The sequence below is a fragment of the Nonomuraea sp. NPDC049480 genome (assembly GCF_044465905.1).
Taxonomy (GTDB): Bacteria; Actinomycetota; Actinomycetes; order Streptosporangiales; family Streptosporangiaceae; genus Nonomuraea.
Genome location: NZ_JBITMD010000012.1, coordinates 61,798 through 83,153, shown reverse-complemented (window position 1 = coordinate 83,153; position 21,356 = coordinate 61,798). Strand labels below are relative to the sequence as shown.

Here is a 21,356-nt window from a genome sequence, read left to right as displayed (position 1 = left end):
GGACGTCTAGAGCGTCCGGAGGTTGCTGGTCCAGGCGTCGATCGTGGCCTGCCAGCCCTCCGGGTCCTCCGGCCGGCCCGGTACGCCGGGCCGGGTCTGCCAGGGCAGCGGGCCGTCCGCACGCCGGTACTCCACGCCGATCGCGTCCAGCCGGGGCAGGTGCGCGGCCAGCCGCTCGCGGAAACCGTCCGGGTCGCGGGTCTCCGGCCCCCACACGGTCTCGGCGAAGGCCGCGATCCGGGGGAAGGCCATGTAGTCCACGCGCCGGCCGGAGTCGATCAGCTCGGTCCAGACGCCGCACTGGGCGCCCAGGACATGGGCGGCGGCCGGGTCGCCGCGCAGCTCCTCGGGGACGGGCTCGAAGGCGTAGACGTCCTCCAGGGTCAGCACCGTCCCGAACGGCGCCGGCTCCTCCTCCCCCGGCCCCTGCCGGTAGTCCAGGTAGAGGCTCGTGTTGGAGCAGTTGATCACGTCGTGGCCGCGCCTGGCGGCGGCCACCGCGCCCAGCTCGCCACGCCAGGAGGCGACCACCGCGCCGGGCGCCAGGCCGCCCTCCAGGATCTCGTCCCAGCCGATGAGCCTGCGGCCGCGCTCGGTCAGGTACGCGTCGAACTGGTGGATGAACCAGCTCTGCAGCTCCTCCTCGTCCCGCAGCCCGAGCTCGGCGATGCGGCGCCGGGCCGCCGGGCTGGCCCGCCACTGGTCCTTGCGGCACTCGTCGCCGCCGACGTGCACGTACGGGCTGGGGAACAACTCCAGCACCTCGTCCAGCACGTTCTGGAAGAACACGATCGTGGCGTCCTCGACGTTGAGCACGTTCACGCCGACGCCCCAGGTCGTGCGCACCTCCAGCGGCGTGTCCAGGTTGCCCAGCTCGGGGTAGGCGGCGATGGCGGCCTGCGTGTGGCCCGGCAGGTCGATCTCGGGGACGACCGTGACGTGCCGCCGGGCGGCGTAGGCGACGATCTCCCTGATGTCGTCCTGGGTGTAGTAGCCGCCGTGCGGGCGGCCGTCCATGGCGCCGTTCCAGCCGGTCTGGCTCTCCCTGCGCCACGCGCCGACCCCGGTGAGCCTGGGGTAGCGCCGGATCTCGACGCGCCAGCCCTGGTCGTCGGTGAGGTGCAGGTGCAGCACGTTGAGCTTGTGCAGGGCCAGCAGATCGATGAAGCGGAGCACCTCATGCTTGGGCATGAAATGCCGGGCGACGTCGAGCAGGCAGCCGCGCCACCGGAACCGCGGCGCGTCCTCGACGTACGTGCCCGGGACCGTGAAGGGGCCGCCGGCGGCCTTCCTGACGGCGGCGGCGGGCAGGAGCTGCCGGAACGTCTGCGCCCCGTAGAACGCCCCGGCGGGACCGCCCGCGACGATCTCCACGTCGGGCCCGACGGTCAGCCGGTAGGCCTCCGGGGGCAGGTCGCCGCGGGCGAAGGTGATCGTTCCCGAGCCCGCCCCCGGCAGCAGCTCGCCGCCGGTGACAGGGGCCAGCTCGCCGCGCAGCCAGGCGGCCACCTCGCTCAGCGAAGGGTCGGCGCTGAGCGAGGTCCGGCTGTCGAGGACGAACGAGCCCGGCCTGGACTCGTGCTTGACAGGCTTGGGAACGATCATCAAGGGCTTCTCCTCATAGGAAACCTGCTCATGAAATTGCCGCCCTAATGTCCTGCTGGGACTTCGGCCGTAGCGGCCGGTCGTGGCAGATTTCCCATGAGGTCGCAGGTGATGGTGGCGTCGGCGAAGTCGGCGTGGTCGGAGGTGGCGTTGTCGCCGCCGTTGGTCGCGACCAGCCGGACGAACCGGGCACCCTTGATGGACGCGGTGACCTTGCGGGCGGGCATCGTGCCGGTGAGCACGCCGGAGTAGGCCACCCGGCCGCCGTCGGCCCAGACCTCGAACCCGGCGGAGCCGGCCGCGCCGACCTCGTCGTCGATCCCGGCCTGGAACTCGACCGTCGAGCAGCGCCCGGCTGTGTAGTACTCGATCTCGGCGGGCGCGTGGGTGCCGAGGCCCTTGGCGTACGGGACGCCCTCGATGGTGATCGGACGGCCGTCGCCCCCCGCCCGCTCGCCGTTGCTGGTGTCCTTCTCCACCGGGCCGAAATGGTTCTTGGCGCTGGTCCAGGCCACGTCGCTGAGGTGGGTCCGCCCCGATCCCGGCGCCGTGGCGACGGTGATGACGGCCGTCGCGGTCCCGCCGCCCTGCGAGAAGGTCAGGTCGTAGGCGCCCGGCGCGGCGCCGGCGGGCGGCGTCACGGCCCATTTCACGGTGAACGTCTCTCCGCCGTCGAGCCGGGCGGTCCTCGCCGGCGTGCGCGCGGAGACCTGCCATCCCTCCGGCGCGGACGCGGTGACCGCGACGTCGTTCAGCCGCCCGGTGGCCCCGGTGTTCGTGACCCGGGTGATGATCTCGCCCGTCTTGCCGGGCTCCAGCACCGACGGCCGGTCGTCGCCGGGGAATTTCTGCGGGTCGGCCTCGAACGTCACCAGCGGCGGCACCTGCTCGCGGTTCTTGGCGACCCGGTAGAGCAGGGCCGCGTGCGCGGGCACCTGGGCCGCCAGCTCGCCCGCGGAGGACACCACGGCGCCGGTCCACAGGTCCTCGATCCGGTGGCGCCCTCCGCCGAGCCGGGTGGAGATCACGGCCGCGCGGTCGCTCTCGTTGAACAGCGCGATCGCCCGGTCACCGTTCTCCAGAGGCTTCGACAGCACGTGGTACCAGCCGTCGGTCTTGACGAAGCGGCCGTGTGCGCCGAGCTTGTCCTGGTCGACCGCGATCACCTTCGGGTTGGCGACGATCGCGGGCGGTGCAGCGGCCGGGTCGGCCTGCAGGATCAGCGGGGCCGCGCCCATGGCCCACAGCGTGACCTGAGTGCGGTACTCGGTGCCGGTCATCCCGCCGCGCCCGGCCTGGATCAGGTCGGGGTCGGCCCAGCTGCCCGGGCCCGCGTACTCGGCCCTGAGCTGGTTGAACTCCCAGATGTCGACCATGGTCGGGTAGCTGTCGGCGATGGGCCGGTTGTAGACGTTGGTGCGCCAGGTGGTGGCGGCCGCGTCCTTGCCCCACAACCACGGCACGGTGCTGCCGTCCTCGTTGTTCATGGCGAAGACCACCTCGCCGCCGAGGGCCTGGCGCATGCGCGGGTAGAGGGCCTGGGCGATCTGCTGGACGTTCTGGCCGGGGAAGTCGGCCGTGGGGATGGTGCACCAGTCGTACTTGACGTAGTCGACGCCCCACTCCTTGACCTGGGCGGCGTCGGCGGCCTCGCTCTTGTACGAGCCGGGACCGCCGCCGGCGCACGCCTTGGTGCCGGCCGACAGGCTGAGTCCGAGCTTCATGCCTTTGCTGTGCACGTAGTCGGCCAGGGCCTTGATCCCGCCGGGGAAGCGGCCGGGATCGGGGGCGAGGGCGCCGTTCGCGCGCTGCGGGGCCAGCCAGCAGTCGTCGACGATGACGTACCGGTAGCCGAGCGGGACGAGGGCGGCCATGGCGTCGGCGGCCTTCCGCACCGACGACTCGGAGACCGAGCAGCCGAGCGAGCGGCTGCTCCAGCCCATGGGTGGGGCCTCGGCCGCGGCGGCGGCGCTGGATAACGGGACGAAGGGCATGGCGAGGAGGGCCGCCGCGGCGGCGGCCGTGATCGTGCGCATGGGGGTCCTGTCAGGCGGGGTTGAGTCGAGGGTCGCCCGGCTCGATGACGAACGAGCCGGAGGTGTAGGCCGGGGCGTAGGGTTCCGTGATCCGGGAAAGCGAGCGGAAGTCGACCTTCATCTCCTGCTGCGTGATGCGGGTCCGGACGTAGCCGCGGCGGCCGTTGAAGAACTTCACGTGCGGGTTCTCGTTCAGCAGGACCTGCGTGTTGGGGTACTCGTCCAGGCCGTTCCCCGCGCTGGTCACGGAGGTGGTGACCAGTTCGACGGCGACGGACTTCGACGCCGGGTCCTGGTGGTCGCGTTTGATCTCGCCGGCCCAGTGGGAGTGCACGTCGCCGGTCAGCACGACGGCGTTGCGCTTGTAGGTGTCGAAGGCGGTGGTCAGGCGGTTGCGGGAGGCGACGTAGCCGTCCCAGCCCTCGTTCGAGTAGCCCTTGCCCTCGCCGTTGGTCCAGTCCATCTCCATGAAGAAGACCTGCTGGCCGAGCAGGTCCCAGGTGGCGCGGGAGCGCCGCAGCTCGCCGTCCAGCCAGGCCTCCTGGTCGCGGCCGAGCAGCGTCCGGTTGGGGGCGAAGCGGTCCAGGCAGTCGGGGCCGATCGTGCCGCTCTTGCCGGTGCAGGCGTACAGGTCGCGGTACTGGCGGGTGTCGAGCAGGTGCAGGTTGGCGATCGCGCCCCACCGGATGCTGCGGTAGAGCCTGAGCGACGAGCCGTTGGGCTTCTGGGCGCGGCGCAGCGGCATGTTCTCGTAGTAGGCCTGGAAGGCGTCGGCGCGGCGCTTGAGGAACGGCGGGTCCGGCTGCTCGGGCACGTCGCCGGCCCAGGCGTTCTCGATGTCGTGGTCGTCCCACACCACGACCCAGGGCGCGATGGCGTGGGCCAGCTGGGACTCGGGGTCGGCCTTGTGCTGGGCGTGGCGTAACCGGTAGCCGGCCAGGTCCAGGCACTCGCCGCCGGCCTGGTCGCGGACCGGGTACTTGTAGTCGCCGTACTCGTAGATGTAGTCGCCGAGGAAGGCGATCAGGTCGGGCTGGTCCTCGGCCATCCTGCGGTACGGCGTGAACCAGCCGGCCTGGTAGTCGGCGCACGAGGTGAACGACAGGTTCAGCGGCCGGCTCCGCGCCCACGGGGTGGGGGCGGTGAGGGTGCGGCCGACCGGGCTGAGCTCGTTCTCGGCCTTGAACCGGTAGAAGTATTCGGCGCCCGGGGTGAGGCCGTCGAGCTCGACGTGCACGCTGTGGGCGGCGTCGGGGCGGGCGAGCTCGACGCCGTGGCGTACGACACGCCGGAAGTTTTCGTCCTTGGCGAGCTGCCACTGGACGGCCACGGGGCGGCCCGGCATGCCGCCGAGCCCGTCGGGGGCGACCGGGTCCATGGCGAGCCGGGTCCACAGGACCACGCCGTCGGACGTGGGCTCGCCCGAGGCGACGCCGAGCTGGAAGAGGTCGGACAGAGGGGCACGGCGGACCGCCGCGCGCACGGGTTCGGCACCCAGTGCGGCGGAGATGCCCAGGCTCGCGCCCCCGGCGAACAGAGAACGCCGGGTGATCATGGGGTTCCTTACTTGACGGTGGCGTTGCCTTCGGAGACGGCCTGGTCGGCGGCCTGTTGCGGCGAGAGCTTGCCGAGGTACATCTCGTTGAAGATCTGGTTGAGCTTCGTCTCGAAGCCGGTGAAGCCGGTGGTGATCGGCAGCGGGAAGGTCGAGCCCTCCGATTCCGTCAGGAACGGCGAGACGTCGATCTTCTTGGACTTCCAGTAGTCGACGTAGCCCTGGGCGAGGCCGTTGAGGGCGGGAAAGACGTAGCCGCCGTCGGCCATGATCTTCTGCGGCTCCTGGGTGCCCAGGTAGGCGGCCAGTTTCATGGCCTCCTCGGGGTGGTCGCTCTTGGCGTAGACGGCCTCGGCCAGGCCGTTGAGGTTGACCGAGCGGCCCTGCGGGCCCTCCGGCATGGGGGCGACGCCCAGCTCGAACGTCGCCTCCGGGGCCACGAACGGCAGCAGCGCGTTGTTGGCGGGGAACATCGCGATCTCGCCCGCCTTGAACATGTCGGTGACCTTGCCGGTGGGCGGGTTGGTCTGGGTGGCGGGCGGCGCCACGTGGTGCTTGTTGACCAGGTCCACGCCGAACTGCAGCGCCTGGACCGAGGCCGGGTCGTTGAAGGCGTACTTGCCGAAGGGCTTGTCGACGAGCTTGCCGCCGTTCGAGCTGACCCAGTTCATCCACTGGGTCTGGTAGTGGTTCCAGGAGGCGAAGCCATAGGTCTTGACCTTGGCGGGGTCGAAGCCGGGCTCGCCGGGGTGCTTGCCGGCCTCGTCGACGGTGAGCTTGCGCGCGGTGTCGAGCAGGGTGCCGGTGCCGTCGGCCGTCCAGGTGAGCTTGTCCGGCATCTCGACGCCGGCCTTCTCGAACAGGTCCTTGTTGTAGAGCAGGCCGACGATGCCCCAGTCCTTGGGGACGCCGTACAGCTTGCCCTGGTAGGTGAACGAGCCGACGACGGTCTGGTGGTACTTCGACGCGTCGAGCTGGACCGGGGTCAGGACGCCCTTGGTGACGAACTCGGGGAACTGGGTGGGGGTCATCCAGAACACGTCCGGCGCGGTGCCCGCGACCACGTCAGCGGTGAGCTTCGTCCAGTACTGGTCGTACGGCAGCAGCTCGATCGTGACGTCGATGCCGGGATTGGCCTTCTCGAAGGCCGCCATGACCTTCTCGTAGCCGGCCTTCTGCTGGTCGTCCCAGAGCCGGTACGTCAGCGTGACCTTGCCCGGCTCCTCACTTGACGAGCCGCATCCGGAGATGACGAGCATGGCGGCGCCGAGCAGCGCCCCGGCCCAGCGAATCCGGGGGGATTTCAACATTCGCTGACCTCTTCTTATTTGAGGCCTGTGAGGACCACAGACCTGACGATGTGCTTCTGGAAGAAGATGAAGACGGCCACCATCGGCACCAGCGCGATCAGGCTGCCGGCCATCATGAGGTGGTAGTCGACGCCGATGCCGTCCTTGAGGGTGGCGATCGCCACGGTGATCACCTTGGTGTCCTCGCCGCTCGTGATGATCAGCGGCCAGAGGAAGCTGTTCCACGAGGAGATCACCGTGATGATCGCCAACGTGCCGAGCGCGGGACGGCAGAGGGGCAGCAGCACGCGCAGGAGGATCGTCAGCGGCCCCGCCCCGTCGATCCGCGCGGCCTCCTCCAGCCCGGCGGGCAGTGTCTTGAAGAACTGCCGCATCAGGAAGATCCCGTACGGCGTGCCGAGGATGTAGGGGGCCAGCAGGCCGTACCAGGTGTTGACCAGGTCCAGCTCCCGCATGATGAGGAACAGCGGGATCATGGTGACGGCGCTCGGCACCATCATCGTGGCCACGTACAGCCAGAACAGGACGTCCCGGCCCCGGAAGCGCAGCCGCGCGAACGCGTAGGCGGCGAACGTGGTGAACACCAGCTGCCCGGCCGTCAGCAGCGCCGTCATCACGGCCGTGTTGAGGAGGTAGCGCGGGAAGTCCCCGCTCAGCATCCTGGCCAGGTTGTCCGCGGTCGGGGGCAGCGCGGGCAGCCACGGCGCGGTGGAGGTGAGCTGCGCCTGCGACTTGACCGCGGTCAGCACCACCAGCAGGTACGGGAACACCGCGATGAAAGCGCCGATCGCGAGCGCGGCGTACAGCAGGATTCGCTTGGCCATGGGTCTCTCAGCTCAGGTCGTAGGTGGTGCGCTTGCCGAAGAACCTGACCTGCGCCACCGTCACCAGGAAGATGACCGCGAACAGCAGCGTCGACAGCGTGGCCGCGTAGCCGAAGTCGAACTCCTTGAACGCAGTCTGGAAGATCCGGAAGTTGAGCACCTCGGTGCTCCCGCTCGGGCCGCCGTCCGTCATCGCGTAGACCGTGTCGAACACCTGGAAGGCGCCGATGAGGTTGGTCACCGTGACGAAGAACATCGTGGGGTTGAGCAGCGGTAACGTCACCCGCCAGAAGCGCTGCGCCGGGGTGGCGCCGTCGGTCGCGGCCGCGTCGTACAGCTCCTTCGGGACGCCCTGCAGGCCGGCCAGGAAGAACAGCATGTTGTAGCCGGTGTACTGCCAGACGCTGACCAGCGCGACGGCGGGCAGCGCCCAGGCAGGGTCGGACAGCCAGTCGGGACCCGCGATGCCGACCAGGGCCAGGGCGCTGTTGAGCGCCCCGTCACGCGGGTCGAAGATCCAGTTCCAGATGAGGGCGAGGACGATCGGCGTGGCCATCCACGGGATCACGAACAGCGACCGGTAGAACCGCACGCCTTTGACGCGCTGGTTGAGCAGCATCGCCAGAGCGAGGGCCAGGACGGTCTGGAGGGGGATGCAGAGCAGGACGTAGACGACGGTGACCCAGAGCGAGTGCCAGCTCTCGCCGTCGGCGGCCAGGCGGAGGTAGTTGTCCAGCCCGACGAACTCGGGGGCGGACAGCAGCTCCCAGTCGAACAGGCTCAGGACGAGGACGATCACCATGGGGAGCAGCAGGAACGCCACGACGCCGAAGAGGCTGGGCGCGACGAACAGGTACGCCTGCCATCCCCTCCCCCGCCTTCTCCGCCTGTTACGGGCGGCGGCAGGCAGGCGCGCGTCGGCGGCCTGGCTGGTCACGACGGCTCCGCGGCGGTCGGGACCAGCAGCCGCCTGGTCGTTTCCAGGCCCCAGGCGTCCATGGCCGCGATGGGGTCGCTCGCCCCGCGCAGCCCGCCCGTGCCGGCGATGTGCGCCGCCCACTCCTGCCTGGCCTCCACCTCGGGCCTCAGGATGATGCAGTCGGGGTCGTTCACCCACCAGCGCGCGTGCAGGAACTCCCGCGCCGCCCCCGTGAGCCGGGCGCCGAGCTGCGACGGCTGGCTGATGTCCCCCGACCGGGGCAGCAGGGTGGGCGCGATGTCCGGGCTGACCCGCATGACGTCGACCAGCCCGATGCTGGGCAGCATCGGCGCCCCGCACCCGTGCAGCGTGGCGTCCGTCCCCGCGCCTTCGCGGACGAGCTCCAGCCCGCGCCGGTACGCCGCGATCGGGTCGAGGTCCTCGTGCCGCCCGCCCGCGAGCGCGCCCGCGTACAGGTAGTCGAGCTTGAAGTGGGTGATCCCCATGGCGCGGAACGTACGGAACACCTCCACCAGGTGCTCGGCGGCCCCCGGGTGGGTGACGTCGAGCACGGCCAGCTCCTGGTTCCACATGCGGCCCGCGTACGCGCCCTCGACCAGCCAGCCGGGATGCTCGCGGAAGATCCGGCTCCGGTGCCCGGCCAGGAACGGCGCCGTCCAGATCCCGGCCCGCCGGCCCGTCGCCAGGACGGCGTCGACGGCCCGCTCCAGCGAGCCGAACCCGGGCCGCCCCTCCAGCCAGTCGCCGATCTCGGCCTCGTAGCCGTCGTCGATGAGGAACATGTCGGCGGGCAGCGCGTGCCGTCCGGCCAGCTCCAGGTTCTCGATGACGTCGGCGTCGGTGACCTTGTCCCAGTAGCCGTACCAGGTGCACCACATGGGCGGGATCGCGGGGAACGCCCTGGGCTCGGCCATGGTGTCCGCCCAGTCGCGCAGAGCCCGGTCCAGGCCGCCTTCGGAGCGGTGGTGACGCACCGGGCCGTCGGCCGAGATCACCAGGCGGCCGCGCTCCTCTCGCGCCCTGATCGACGGCACCCGGAGCGGGCTCGGCGCCGACCACAGCTCGACGGACCCGTCGCCCGGCTCGATCGCCAGCAGCCCCTCGCCCTGGAAGACCCCGTCCGGGACGGGCGTCCCCGGGCGGTAAGCGAGGACCTGGATCGTCTCGTCGGCGGGCCGGGGCGGGGTCTCACCCAGGCCGTAGGCGCCCGTGGGGCTCCACGACTGCCAGCCGTGCTCGAACACCCGCGCCCGGCCGGGGACGTAGGTGATCTCGCCGATGTCCGCGAACGACATCAGTCCTCATTCCTCTCGACTTACGAAGGAGCGCTTCATTAGTAGCACTGACCCCTCGAGGGGTCAACGTTGTCCTTCTCGGATGTAACGGACGCGTCCTTGCGGCGAGCACTGGCATAATGTCTGGTTACAGAGGAGAGCTACATTAAGGACGGCGATGGCGGACCTACGTGGCGGCGACCTGTCACGGCTGCGGCAGCTCAACTCGCTGACCGCCATCCGGGCCCTGCGCAGGGCGGGTCCGCTCACCCTGTCGGCGCTCGCCGAGCGGACCGGCCTCTCGCGGCCCTCCATGAAGGAGGTCGCCGGCGAGCTCATGGCGCTGGGCTGGGTGGAGGAGGTGCCGCCGAGCCCGGGCACGATGGGCCGCCCCGCCCGCCGCTACCGCTTCCGCGCCGACAACGGCTACCTGGTCGGCGTCGACATAGGGGGACACAACATCCGCGCCGCCCTGTCCGATCTCGACGGCGAGATCCTCGCCGAGACCCGGCAGCCGGTCCTGCCCGACGCCCCGCTCGAGGAGCGGCTGGCCGCGATCGAGCGCGCCGTCTCCGGCTGCCTGGCACTCAGCCGTACGACGGTGGCCGATGTGTGGAGCATCGCCGTCGGCACGATCGGCGTCATCGACGTCGAGGGCCGCGTGATCTACTCGGCCGCCGTCCCGGCCTGGCGGGATCTGGACCTGGCCGGCAAGCTGCGCGAGATGTTCCCCTGCCAGGTGCTGATCGAGAACGACAGCCGCCTGGCCGCGATGGCCGAAACCCGGCGCGGCGTCGCCCGGGGAGCCAGGGACGTGGTGTTCCTGCACGTCGGCCGGCGCATGGGTGCCGGGCTGATCATCGACGGGAAGGTGCACAGGGGCTTCGGCGCGGCGTCCGGAGAGATCGTCATGCTGCCGGAGGCGCGCTGGTTCAACGCGCCCGAGCACCTGCACACCTGCGCCTGCGTGCCGGAGGGCACCGCGCCTGAGGACGCCGCCGGCTACACCCTGGCCGCCGCCAGGAACGGCGATCCCGTCGCGATCGAGGCCGTCGAACGCTACGTCGACGACCTCGCGGTGGGCACGGCCGCGATGGTCCTCATCCTGGACCCCGAGATGGTGGTGCTGGGGGGCGGGTTCTCGCGGTCGTCGGACGTGCTGCTCGGACGGCTGCGGGAGCGGCTGGAGCGGGTGTGCATGCGCATACCTGAGGTACGCGCGTCCACGCTGGGGGACGAGTGCGTGGTGGTCGGGGCGATCGACTACGCCGTCGACCACCTGGACGACCAGCTCTTCACCACGGACAAGGGCCCCCTCCCCCTCACCCGCTGACCCCGCCTGCCGCCCGCCTCCGCGTCAGGGCGGCGGGCGCAGGCGGGCGCGGTAGTCGCGGGGCGGCAGGCCGTACTCCCGCTTGAAGGCCCGGCTGAAGTGGAACGGGCTGACGAAACCCGAAGCCGCCGCCACCTGCCCCACATCCAAGTCGGTCACCTCCAGCAGCCCGGCCGCATGCCGCACCCGCGCCTGCCGCACTGCCTGCATCGGCGTGCGGCCCGTCTCGGCCGTGAACAGGTGGGCGAGCCTGGACGGCGAGAGCGCGACCGCCCGCGCGAGCGAGGCCACCGAGTGCGGCGCGCCCGGCTCGGCCGCGATGATCGCGAGGACGCGGCGCACCCGCTCGTCCCCTTCGTCGGCCTGCCGGCCCCTCTCGAGCCGCGCGGAGGCGGTGGCCAGCACCAGCGCCTCCTCCACGGCGCCCAGCACCAGCTCCCGCGCCGCCCCGCCCACCACGACCGCCACCTCCGGAACGGGCACGGCGCGGGACACGCCCGAGGGCATCCAGCGGGCATCTCTCAACGCCCGCCCGAAGGCCGCATCGATCCGCTCGTGCAGCCCTTCCGGCACCCCGGGCACGAGGTGGTAGCCGCCGCCCCGCGCGTACGGCCCCAGCCACGCCGCCCACGAGGCCCGCGGCTGGAAGTGCACCCACCAGAACCGCCACCGCCCCGCCCCTGGCGCCACCCGGTAGTGCTGCGCCACCCCCGACCCCAGCACCGCCAGGTCCCCCGCCCCCACCTCGTACGACGCCCCGCCCTGCGCCACGATCCCCGCCCCCGCCTGCGTCCACATCAGCAGCCAGCTGGGCGACCCGGTGGGACGGCGCGTCCCGTACCCCGCCGGCTTGTCGTAGTGGCCCACGATCATCAGCTCGGCAGCAGGAACGGACATGTCCTCAGCAATCACAGGCATACCGTTCCCCGATCCCGCTCCTTAGCGTGAGACACATGAGGCTCAACGACTTCCACGAACACGGGTACATGCTGGTGCCCGGTCTCCTCGCACCGGAAGAGGTGGCCGCGCTGCGCGACGAGTTCATGGCGATGCACGCCAGGGGCCCGATCCCCGGTCACTTCACGCCCATGCCGCAGGAGCCGGGCCGGCCGTACGACATCCTCCGCGACTACCCGCGCATCATGCATCCCCACCAGGTGAGCGACCTCGCCCTGCGCTACCTGCTCGACACGCGCATCGCCGGGATACTCCGCGACCTGCTCGGCGAGGAGCCGATAGCAGCCCAGAGCATGTTCTACTTCAAGCCGCCGGGAGCGCGCGGCCAGGCGCTGCACCAGGACAACTTCTACCTCCAGGTGGAGCCCGGCACCTGCGTGGCCGCATGGGTCGCGCTCGACCGGGTCGACCGCGCGAACGGCGGCCTCGAGGTGGTGCCCGGCACCCACCGGATGGACCTGTTCTGCCCGGAGGACGCCGACCCGGAGGTGTCCTTCACCCGCGAATACGTCCCGCCGCCGCCCGGCCTGGGCAAGGAGCCGGTCGACATGGACCCCGGCGACGTGCTGTTCTTCAACGGCAGCCTGGTGCACGGCTCCGAGCCGAACACCACGACCGACCGGTTCAGGCGCAGCTTCATCTGCCACTACGCCGGCCGCTCGGCGGAGCGGATCGCCGAGTACTATCCGACGCTCACGATGTCGGGCGAGCCGCTCCGGCTGGAGCCGGCCGTGGGCGGCGGACCCTGCGGCACGGAGGTCGCGGGCCCGCACTAGGGACGGGGGCTCAACCGCCGGAGACGTCCGACTCGGCCTCCTCGGGCACCACGCAGTCCCACGGATCGTCCAGCCACCCGTCGGGCAGCAGCACCTTGGACCGCTCACCGGACTTCCCCCGAGGGGTGTCCGTGTTGGACGGCCACGGCTGGTCGTGCTCCAGCTTCGCCAGCCCCGCCCGCAGCCCGTCGAGCGACTCTGCCGTGGCCAGTTCCCGCCGCAGCTCGCTTCCGACCGTGAACCCCTTCAGATACCAGCCGACATGCTTGCGGAAGTCGGCCACCGCGTACCGCTCGACGTCGAAGCACCCGGCCAGACCCTCGGCGTGCCTGGCCATCACCCCGGCCACCTCGCCGAGCGTGGGCCGGACCCGCTCGGGGCTGCCGTTGAACGCGTTCTCCAGGTCCTTGAACAGCCACGGCCGCCCCAGGCACCCGCGCCCGACCACCACGCCGTCACAGCCGGTCTCCGCCACCATGCGCAGCGCGTCGTCGGCGCACCAGATGTCGCCGTTGCCCAGCACGGGGATCTCGGGGACGGCCTCCTTCAGCCGGGCGATGGCCGCCCAGTCGGCGACCCCGCCGTAGTGCTGCCGTGCCGTGCGGGCGTGCAGCGCGATGGCCGCGACGCCCTCCTCGGCGGCGATCCGCCCCGCGTCCAGGTACGTCAGATGATCGTCGTCGATCCCCTTGCGCATCTTCATCGTCACGGGGAGCGACCCCGCGTTCGCGACGGCCGCCCGCAGGATCCGCCGCAGCAGATTGCGTTTGTACGGCAGCGCCGACCCGCCGCCGCGCCTGGTCACCTTCGGCACCGGACAGCCGAAGTTGAGATCGATGTGGTCGGCCAGATCCTCCTCGGCGATCATCTTGGCCGCCCGCCCCACGACGCCCGGGTCCACCCCGTACAGCTGGATGCTCCTGGGCTGCTCCGACTCGGCGAACCTGATCATCCTGAGCGTCTTGGGATTACGCTCGACCAGCGCGCGCGTCGTGATCATCTCGCATACGAACAGCCCGGCGCCCTGCTCCCGGCACAGCACGCGGAACGGCGCGTTCGTGATCCCCGCCATCGGCGCCAGCACCACCGGCGGCCACACCCCAATCGGCCCAATCTTCACCCCGTCAGTTGTAGCGCAGGTCCGGCTGCAACCGGTATTCGCGGATAAGCTGTGATCAGCATCTTCGGTGGAGGGGGATGGATGCTTCTTCGAGTGCGCGTGGCGCTGCCCGACCGGCCGGGTTCCCTGGCGCAGGTCACCAAGGTCCTGGGGGCGGCGGGGGCCGACATCACGCAGGTGACCGTCCTCGACCGGGGCGCCGGCGCGGCGCTGGACGACATCACGATCTTCTGCCCGGACAGCACGCCCCGGCAGGCCCTGGTCAAGAGCCTGGAGGGCGTCCGGGACGTGAGGGTCGAGGGGATCTGGACCACGCGCGAGGCGCCCGGCACCTACCCCGAGCTGGAGATCCTCAAATACATCACGACGGCCGGCGACCGGGCCCTGACCACGCTCGTGGACTCGCTCCCCGTCCTCTTCAGCGCCGACTGGGCCGCCACGATCGCTGAGGACCGCGTCCTGTACGCGAGCTGGCGCGCCCCGCAGGACCTCACCGTCCCGGACGAGGTGCCCGCACGCCCGACGGCCGCCACGCTCGACGGCGGCCTGCACGTCATCCACGCCCCGTTGCCGCCGCTCGCACTCGGCCTCATCCTGGCCCGCTCGGAGGGCCCCGCCTTCCACCGCATCGAGGTCCACCGCCTCACCAGGATCCTGGAGATCTTCCTCAGCCTCCCCGCCACGGAGCGCAGCGTGGCCCGGCAGCTGCGCAAGTGAGCATTCGGTCGGAAAACCCGCTAGAGTGATTCAAGCAGCGCGGAAGTGGCTCAGTGGTAGAGCATCACCTTGCCAAGGTGAGGGTCGCGGGTTCGAATCCCGTCTTCCGCTCGGAGTGGGATGTTGACTCGGTGGCGTGGCCGAGAGGCGAGGCAGCGGCCTGCAAAGCCGTCCACACGGGTTCAAATCCCGTCGCCACCTCAAAGGACGATTAGCTCAGCGGGAGAGCGCTTCCCTGACACGGAAGAGGTCACTGGTTCAATCCCAGTATCGTCCACCAGACTCCACCCGGATCAGGCATGACCTGGTCGAACAGGAGACAGAGCCCCAGCCCACGGCACATGCCGGGTGTCTGGGGCTTGTTGTTGTTCCGCGTCGATCACGACTGCCGGCGGCTTGTCAGGTCCAGCCGAGCCGAGCCAGGTCCTGCTCTCGCACCGGTGCGGCGATCTCGCCGCCGGCCGCCGAGAACGCCTGCAGCGCTTCGACGAGCGCCGCCCGCTGTTCCGGCGCCATCCGGCGTACGACAGCGGCGATCTCCTCCCGCCGCCGCTCGATGACCTCCGCCACCGTCCGGTGGCCGTTCTCGGTCAGGTCCACCAGTATCTCCCGGCGGTCGCGCGGGTTGACGTTGCGCGTCACCAGATCTGCGGCGATGAGGCGGTCCACCATGCGCATCGCCGTGGAAGGGTTGACGGCGAGCCGCTCGGCCAGCGCGACGAGCTTCATCGGGCCGTGCACCGAGATGATCATCAGGAGCCGGAACTGAGGGAGGGTCACCGTCTCCTCCACCACCGACAGAGACCGTGCCGAAATTGCCACCAGCAGGCGGGAGGCGGTCAGCACGGCCAAGGTGACGGCCTCGACGCCGTCAATCTCGATCATGCATGCTCCCCCTATGGCCGGCGCCCACCTCACGGGAACGCGCGCAGCCCAGTGATCGGCAATTCCGCAAGTTTGACTGAAAGGGACCGCAGTCGGTTCCCCGATCCGTCGCTTTCGTGTGCCGGCGGTCTCCAGCCTCCCCCGCATCCGGGAGTCCCTGAGCCCCATCGCCCGGCGGACACGGGCGCCGGGCTCGCCATCACCCTTTTCCGACAAAAGCGATAAAACATAACTTAAGGTGCGAAAGTCGGCCAACTATTGCTCAGAGCAAATTTTGCATCTTGCGGCGAACTGTCCGGCAGAGGAGTGCGTACCTCTTTAGGAACGAGAACACGTTCCCGCTACCCCCACGGATTCGGCGCCGATCCGTAGCGGTTCGACATTCGGAAGGACGACGGCAGATGAGACGTCAGCACTCTCGATTCATGGCCGCCGCAGTGAGTGGTTTCGCCGTGCTCCAATTCGCGGGCGCCTGCGCGGCGGTCGACAGTCGTGGCAGCAGTGGCGCCGAAGGCATGCGACTCCTCGCCGTCGCCGCGAAAGCCGCCGGCACCAGCACCCAGTCAGGCACCCGGTCAGGCTTCGTCGAGACCAAGTGGGGTCCGCTGAGCGCCGCCGACCGCGACCTCCTGGTGAAGGTACGGCAGGCAGGGCTGTGGGAGATCCCCGTCGGACGGGAGGCGGCCGAGCGAGCGGTGCGCGCCAAGACCAAGGAGATGCTCGGCGGGATGGCCGACCAGCACGTCGTCCTGGACAGGGACGTACGGCGGGTGGCGGCGCGCCTGCGGGTGCCGTTGCCTGACGTGCCGAGTGAAGCGCAGCAGGGCTTCATGGCGGAGATCTCCAGCAAGTCGGGCCTGGACTACGACCGGACGGCGGTGCTGCGGTTGCGACTGGCGCACGGCGGGGTGTTCCCGGCGATCGCACAGGTGCGCGCGACCACCCGGAACACACTGATGCGCGACTTCGCCGAACGTGCCGCCACGTTCGTGAACAGGCACATGGACATGCTGGAGGCGACGGGCCTGGTCACCGCCGATGCACTGCCGGAGGCGCCGGAGGTGGAGTCCGCGCCTGACGTGATCGCACGCGGGCAACGCCTGCCCAGAGTGCCCTCCGTCGCCGACCTGCCCGCGCCGGACGGCACCGGTCCCGGCTCCGAGAGCGAGCCGCTTCCCAGCACCGGGCAGGGACTGGTCGAGGCGCCGGGCGGTCCGCTCAGCCCGGCCGACCGCGATCTCCTGGTGCGCGCACGGCAGGCCGGACTGTGGGAGAACCCGGTCGGGATCCGGGCGTCGCGACAGGCTGCGCGCGACAAGATCAGAAACCACTTGGGGGAAATCGGGCGCCAGCACATCGCCCTGGACACCGATGTGCGGCGGGTGGCGGCGCGGTTGCGGGTCCCGCTGCCCGACAAGCCGACCCGGCAGCAACTGGGGTTCATCGCGGAGATCTTCGGTCAGCGGGGAGAGTCCTTCGACCGGACGGCGGTCAAGCGGCTGCGGGTGGCGCACGGCGGGGTGTTCCCGGCGATCGCGCAGGTGCGGGCGACGACGCAGAACAAGCACGTCCGCGACTTCGCCGAGCGCGCGGCCAAGTTCGTCAACGACCACATGGACTTTCTGGAGGGGACGGGGCTGGTCACCGAAGACGCCCTGCCGCCGGTGCCAGAGGTCCAGTCGGCCCCCGATGTGATCCCTGCCGGCGAGAACCTGCCTTCCGTACCGCCCGCCGTCAACGTCATCGGCGTCTTCCCGACCGAGTTCGGCCCGCTGAGCGCCGCCGACCGCGACCTGCTGGTGAAGGTGCGGCAGGCAGGCCTGTGGGAGATCCCGGTCGGGCGCGAAGCGGCGCGGCGCGCGGCCCGCGCCAAGACCAGGGAGATGCTCGGCGAGATGGCCCGGCAGCACGAGCAACTGGACGCCGACGTGACCTCGGTCGCGGCGCGGTTGCGGGTGCCGTTGCCGGACGAGCCCTCGGCCCTGCAGCAGGGGTTCATCAAGGAGATCTTCGGCAAGCGAGGGGTGTCCTTCGACAAGACGGCGGTCAAGCGGCTGCGGCTGGCGCACGGCGGGGTGTTCCCGGCGATCGCGCAGGTGCGGGCGACCACGCGGAACACGCTGATCCGTGACTTCTCCGAGCGGGCGGCCAAGTTCGTCAACGACCACATGGACATGCTGGAGGCGACCGGTCTGGTCACCGCCTCCGCCATCCCGCCCGCACCGGTCGTCAACTCGGCCCCGGCGCCCGTCCCGTCCGGCCGTCCCGCCCCCAGTGCGCCGCCGGCCACGTCGGTCATCTCCACGAACGGCTGACCCCGAACCGCCGCCTGGCAGCCCTTGCGGCGGCCAGGCGGCCGGAATCACACGGGCGCCCGCGGCCTCCGCGGGCAACTCCCAGTGCCTCGATGGCTTTCTCCACCGCATCCACAGGCGAACCGGCCCGTGTTGAGGAACTACGCGAGCAGTACGGAGCACACGTGGGAGATCTGTATGGAGATCGCCATCGGCGTTGCGGCATGGCAACACAGGCACCCTGCCGAAGCTCGATGGCCGGTTGGTCTAACGGCCGTGCCGCCGCCGGCACCGCCGCCGGCGCGTGGGGTGCGCTTGGTGCGGCCTGTCACTACCACTGCCACGAACTCGCCCCCACCTTGACGAACTACGCATCCTTCACCGTGAGGTCACATCGATCGCCACCCGGTCGGCGGCTTGACAGCCATGTGAACGTCGAGGATGACGGTTCACGCCCCTCGGAGGATGTCACTGGCCGGCCAGGCCGGTATGGGCGACGCCGCGGACGATCTGACGCTGGAACAGCACGAACACCACGAGCAGCGGCAGCCCGGCCAGGACCACGGAGGCCATGATCTGTGCGTAGCGCAGGCCGAACGTGCCCTGGACGACGTTCGCCAGGCCGACCGGCAGCGTCATCGTGTTCGGGTCGGTGGAGACCAGGAACGGCCAGAGGAAGTTGTTCCAGGTGGTGATGAACGTGAAGATCGATACCGCGGCCAGCACGGGACGCGACAGCGGCAGCACGATCGTGAAGAACACCCGCCAGCGCCCCGCCCCGTCCACGAACGCGGCCTGCTCCAGTTCGGGCGGCACATCCTGGAAGAACTTGTACAGGATGTAGACGATCAGCGGCGCGGCCACCTGCGGCAGGATCACCGCCCACCAGGTGTCCACCAGCCCGAGCGCGACCATCTCCGCGAACAGCGGCGCCATCAGCACCTGCGGCGGCACCATGATCCCGGCCAGGATCACCGCCAGCATCGCCCGCTGACCACGGAACTGCGTGCGCGCGAACCCGTACGCGGCCATCGCCGAGAACAGCACGGTGAGGACCGTGACGATCATCGCGGTGACCGTGGAGTTGATCGCCCACTTGACGATGCCGCCGGTCTCCAGCACCAGCCGGTAGGAGTCCAGGGTGATCTCGCTGCCGAACCACTGCAGCGGGATCTTGGTGGTCTCGTCCTCGGGCTTGAGCGAGGTGGCCACGGCCCAGGCCAGGGGCGCGAGCCAGATGACCGCCAGCGCCAGCGCCACCACCAGCAGCACGATCTGGCTGAAGCTGAACCGCTTGGTCATGAGGAGCCCTCCGCGCGCTTGCGGAACAGCCGGAGCTGTGCCAGGGAGACGACGACGATGATGGCGAACAGGATGTAGGAGACAGCCGAGGCGTAGCCGATGCGGTAGCCGGTGAAGCCGACGTCGTAGGCGTACTCGATGATGGGTCTGGTGCTGTCCTCCGGGCCGCCGCCGGTCATGAGGTAGATCTGGTCGAAGACCTTCAGCGACGCCAGCAGTTGCAGCACCACGATGAGGGAGGTCGTGCGGCCGAGCAGTGGCAGCGTGATCGAGCGCAGCTTGTCCCACGCGCTGGCCCCGTCGAGGGCGGCGGCCTCGTACAGGTGCTGCGGGATCGACTGCAGCGCGGCCAGGTAGAGCAGGAAGTTGAAGCCGACCGTCCACCAGACCGTGGTCAGCACCACCGACAGCATGGCCGTGGACGAGTCGCCCAGCCACAGGATGTCGGTGCCCAGCGTGCCGTTGAGCAGGCCGTAGTCGGCCGGGTAGATCATCTGCAGCCACAGGATCGACACCACGGCGGACGGCAGCAGGAACGGCCCGAAGAACGACAGCCGCCACAACCACTGCACGAACCGCAGGTGGTGCACCAGCAGTGCGAACGCCAGACCGAGCAGCACCAGCGGGACCGTGCTCAGCACGGTGAAGACCACCGTGTTCCACAGCGAGCGCCACATGCGCGGGTCGGCGAACGCCTCGGCGTAGTTGGCGAAGCCGACGAGGTTGTCGTTGGTGCCGGCGATGTTGACGCTCGACAGGCTCATCCGCAGGCCGAGGATCGTCGGCCAGACCAGGAAGGCCACGTAGATCACCATGAAGGGCGCGACGAACAACATCCCGTGTTGCGTCCAGCCGCGCTTGACCTTGGCCTCGGTGACGGGGGTGGCGGCCGCGGGGGCGGCGACGGTGGTCGTCATCATCGCTCCTGGGCGGGGAAGGGGTTCGGGGCGGAAAGCAGCCGGGTCAGCGACGCCTTGGCCGCGGCCAGGCCCTCCTCCGGCGTGCGTTGGCCGCTGATGACCGGTGAGAACGCCTCGCCGAACAGGATCCACAGCCGCGAGGCCGAGCCGGCGAACCAGACCTGCGGGTCGAGCGCGACCTCGGTGATGACCGAGCGGTACTCGGACTGGGGCTGCAGCGCGAGGTACTCGGGCTTCTCCAGCGCCGGAAGGTATGCGGGCACGTGCCCGGCGACCGCCCAGTCGGCGCTGTTCTTGACGATGTCGGCGATGAAGCGGTAAGTCGCCCGCTCGACCTCCGGATCGCGATCGCGCTGGTGCGGCAGCACGAACGCGTGGCAGTCGGCCTGCGCCGCGCCTGTGCCGAAGACGCTGGGGAAGCGGGTCATGCTGAACGGGGTCTTGCGTTCCTTGAGCCCGGTGGTCTCCCAGTCGCCGTTCCAGAGGAAGGCGGCCTGGCCGTTGGTGAAGTTGGCGACGGAGGCGCCGTAGTCGGTGCGCCAGTCGCACAGCCCTTCCTCGCCGAGCTGGGCCATGAGCCGCAGTGCCTGGAGCGCCTTGGCGTCGTCGATCGTGATCTGGGTGCCGTCGTCCGACAGCAGGGTGCCGCCGCTCTGCGGATACAGCGAATACCACACGCGCCAGGGGCCCACCGTGCCGAGCCCAAGCGCGTCGAACGCCAGCGGCGGCTTGCCGCCCATCACCTCCTTGGCCTTGCGCAGCATCGCCAGCAGTTCGTCGGGGCCCTTGGTGGGCAGCAGCTTGCCGTCCGAGCCGAGCAGCCCCGCCTTGCCGCAGATGTCGGTGTTGTAGTACTGCACCATCGGGTGGGCGTCGAACGGGATCGCGTACAACACGCCGTCGAGGTGGGCGCGTTCCCAGATCGGCGGGCTGAAGTCGGCGGCGCGCAGGCCGGCCTCCTCCAGCAGCTTCACGTTGAAGGGGTCGAGGATCGCGCCGGCGCCGATCCCGGCCAGCCGGGCCAGGTGGAAGGTGGCCAGGTCGGGCGAGCGTCCGCCGGAGCCGGCCATCGCGATCTTCGTGTAGTACGGCTCGCCCCAGGCCAGCACGTTCTCTTCGACGAAGATGCCGGGGTTGCGCGTGGCGAACGCCTTGACCATCTGGTTCATGATGATGCCGTCGCTCGCGCCGAGGAAATGCCAGTACTGGACGCGGGTCTGGGACGAGCCGAGCCCGACCGGGATGGCGCAGCCCGTGGCGGCGGCGCCGGCCAGCGCCAGGCTGCCGCCGAGAAGGGTCCGGCGGGTGATGTGGGGGTGACCTTGCACTGTGGCCTCTTCCTTCACCGAGCTGTTGCTTGGCCGAGTTCTCGCGGAAGGTGTTGAGTGTCTGGGGTCTGACTGGGGAGTGTTGAAGGCTGCCCGGTGACGGGGCGGGCCTGCGGAGTACGCAGGCCGCCGTGCGGACCCCGTATTTCAGCGGGGTTACCCGAGTGTTAGCGGTAACAC

At 70.2% G+C, this 21,356-nt stretch carries 17 protein-coding genes and 3 tRNA genes; 7 read left to right on the top strand and 13 right to left on the bottom strand.

From position 1 onward, the window contains the following. Positions 1 to 6 precede the first annotated feature (6 nt). The 7 genes from ACIBX3_RS31530 to ACIBX3_RS31500 are packed head-to-tail and all read right to left on the bottom strand — an operon-like array spanning position 7 to position 9,565. Positions 7 to 1,605 (bottom strand): beta-N-acetylhexosaminidase, encoded by a 1,599-nt coding sequence (locus ACIBX3_RS31530; RefSeq protein ID WP_397123302.1) that lies wholly within the window; start codon positions 1,603 to 1,605, stop codon positions 7 to 9. 44 nt (positions 1,606 to 1,649) lie between these two features. After that, a complete protein-coding gene (locus ACIBX3_RS31525; protein WP_397123300.1) occupies positions 1,650 to 3,641 on the bottom strand; it encodes an NPCBM/NEW2 domain-containing protein in 1,992 nt (663 codons plus the stop codon). A 10-nt stretch (positions 3,642 to 3,651) separates the two neighbouring features. Beyond that, positions 3,652 to 5,196, bottom strand: a complete 1,545-nt coding sequence (locus ACIBX3_RS31520; protein WP_397123298.1) for an alkaline phosphatase D family protein — start codon at positions 5,194 to 5,196, stop codon at positions 3,652 to 3,654. An 8-nt stretch (positions 5,197 to 5,204) separates the two neighbouring features. Next, entirely contained in the window at positions 5,205 to 6,506 is a 1,302-nt protein-coding gene (locus ACIBX3_RS31515; RefSeq protein ID WP_397123296.1) for an ABC transporter substrate-binding protein, read from the bottom strand. 14 nt (positions 6,507 to 6,520) lie between these two features. Next, positions 6,521 to 7,330 (bottom strand): carbohydrate ABC transporter permease, encoded by an 810-nt coding sequence (locus tag ACIBX3_RS31510; protein WP_397123294.1) that lies wholly within the window; start codon positions 7,328 to 7,330, stop codon positions 6,521 to 6,523. Positions 7,331 to 7,337: 7 nt separating this feature from the next. Further along, complete coding sequence (locus ACIBX3_RS31505; RefSeq protein WP_397123292.1) at positions 7,338 to 8,267, bottom strand: carbohydrate ABC transporter permease; 930 nt, start codon at positions 8,265 to 8,267, stop codon at positions 7,338 to 7,340. Further along, the gene (locus tag ACIBX3_RS31500; protein ID WP_397123290.1) at positions 8,264 to 9,565 is read right to left on the bottom strand and encodes a glycoside hydrolase family 36 protein; all 1,302 of its coding nucleotides are present in this window, start codon (positions 9,563 to 9,565) and stop codon (positions 8,264 to 8,266) included. The genes ACIBX3_RS31505 and ACIBX3_RS31500 overlap by 4 nt, the downstream gene beginning before the upstream one ends. A 157-nt stretch (positions 9,566 to 9,722) precedes the next feature. Between ACIBX3_RS31500 and ACIBX3_RS31495 the strand changes: the two genes are divergently transcribed. Next, entirely contained in the window at positions 9,723 to 10,877 is a 1,155-nt protein-coding gene (locus ACIBX3_RS31495; protein ID WP_397123288.1) for an ROK family protein, read from the top strand. A gap of 24 nt (positions 10,878 to 10,901) precedes the next feature. Here ACIBX3_RS31495 and ACIBX3_RS31490 read toward each other — a convergent pair whose 3' ends face one another. Continuing rightward, positions 10,902 to 11,774: a helix-turn-helix domain-containing protein gene (locus tag ACIBX3_RS31490; RefSeq protein ID WP_397123286.1), complete on the bottom strand. Its 873-nt coding sequence runs from the start codon at positions 11,772 to 11,774 to the stop codon at positions 10,902 to 10,904. Between the two features lie 56 nt (positions 11,775 to 11,830). Here ACIBX3_RS31490 and ACIBX3_RS31485 point away from each other — a divergent pair, with 56 nt between their 5' ends. Then, a complete protein-coding gene (locus ACIBX3_RS31485) occupies positions 11,831 to 12,610 on the top strand; it encodes a phytanoyl-CoA dioxygenase family protein (protein ID WP_397123284.1) in 780 nt (259 codons plus the stop codon). A 10-nt stretch (positions 12,611 to 12,620) separates the two neighbouring features. On the opposite strand, the gene dusB is transcribed toward ACIBX3_RS31485, so the two are convergent. After that, complete coding sequence (gene dusB / locus ACIBX3_RS31480) at positions 12,621 to 13,730, bottom strand: tRNA dihydrouridine synthase DusB (RefSeq protein WP_397123282.1); 1,110 nt, start codon at positions 13,728 to 13,730, stop codon at positions 12,621 to 12,623. A gap of 81 nt (positions 13,731 to 13,811) precedes the next feature. Here dusB and ACIBX3_RS31475 point away from each other — a divergent pair, with 81 nt between their 5' ends. The 4 genes from ACIBX3_RS31475 (at position 13,812) to ACIBX3_RS31460 (ending at position 14,727) form a co-directional block, all read left to right on the top strand. After that, on the top strand, positions 13,812 to 14,447 hold the full coding sequence (locus ACIBX3_RS31475) for an ACT domain-containing protein (protein ID WP_397123280.1): 636 nt from the start codon (positions 13,812 to 13,814) through the stop codon (positions 14,445 to 14,447). Positions 14,448 to 14,486: 39 nt separating this feature from the next. Then, a tRNA-Gly gene (locus ACIBX3_RS31470) sits at positions 14,487 to 14,558 on the top strand. Between the two features lie 19 nt (positions 14,559 to 14,577). Continuing rightward, positions 14,578 to 14,648 (top strand) — tRNA-Cys (locus ACIBX3_RS31465). A 4-nt stretch (positions 14,649 to 14,652) separates the two neighbouring features. Further along, positions 14,653 to 14,727: transfer RNA gene (locus ACIBX3_RS31460), tRNA-Val, on the top strand. A 119-nt stretch (positions 14,728 to 14,846) separates the two neighbouring features. On the opposite strand, the gene ACIBX3_RS31455 is transcribed toward ACIBX3_RS31460, so the two are convergent. Then, entirely contained in the window at positions 14,847 to 15,332 is a 486-nt protein-coding gene (locus ACIBX3_RS31455; RefSeq protein ID WP_397123278.1) for a MarR family winged helix-turn-helix transcriptional regulator, read from the bottom strand. A gap of 425 nt (positions 15,333 to 15,757) precedes the next feature. Here ACIBX3_RS31455 and ACIBX3_RS31450 point away from each other — a divergent pair, with 425 nt between their 5' ends. Next, positions 15,758 to 17,647 (top strand): DUF4142 domain-containing protein, encoded by a 1,890-nt coding sequence (locus tag ACIBX3_RS31450; RefSeq protein WP_397123276.1) that lies wholly within the window; start codon positions 15,758 to 15,760, stop codon positions 17,645 to 17,647. A gap of 447 nt (positions 17,648 to 18,094) precedes the next feature. Here the strand turns inward: ACIBX3_RS31450 and ACIBX3_RS31445 are convergent, their stop codons facing one another. The 3 genes from ACIBX3_RS31445 to ACIBX3_RS31435 are packed head-to-tail and all read right to left on the bottom strand — an operon-like array spanning position 18,095 to position 21,176. Then, positions 18,095 to 18,928, bottom strand: a complete 834-nt coding sequence (locus ACIBX3_RS31445) for a carbohydrate ABC transporter permease (RefSeq protein WP_397123274.1) — start codon at positions 18,926 to 18,928, stop codon at positions 18,095 to 18,097. After that, the gene (locus ACIBX3_RS31440; protein WP_397123272.1) at positions 18,925 to 19,845 is read right to left on the bottom strand and encodes a carbohydrate ABC transporter permease; all 921 of its coding nucleotides are present in this window, start codon (positions 19,843 to 19,845) and stop codon (positions 18,925 to 18,927) included. Before ACIBX3_RS31440 ends, ACIBX3_RS31445 begins: the two co-directional genes overlap by 4 nt. Continuing rightward, the gene (locus ACIBX3_RS31435; protein WP_397123270.1) at positions 19,845 to 21,176 is read right to left on the bottom strand and encodes an extracellular solute-binding protein; all 1,332 of its coding nucleotides are present in this window, start codon (positions 21,174 to 21,176) and stop codon (positions 19,845 to 19,847) included. Before ACIBX3_RS31435 ends, ACIBX3_RS31440 begins: the two co-directional genes overlap by 1 nt. Positions 21,177 to 21,356: the final 180 nt, after the last annotated feature.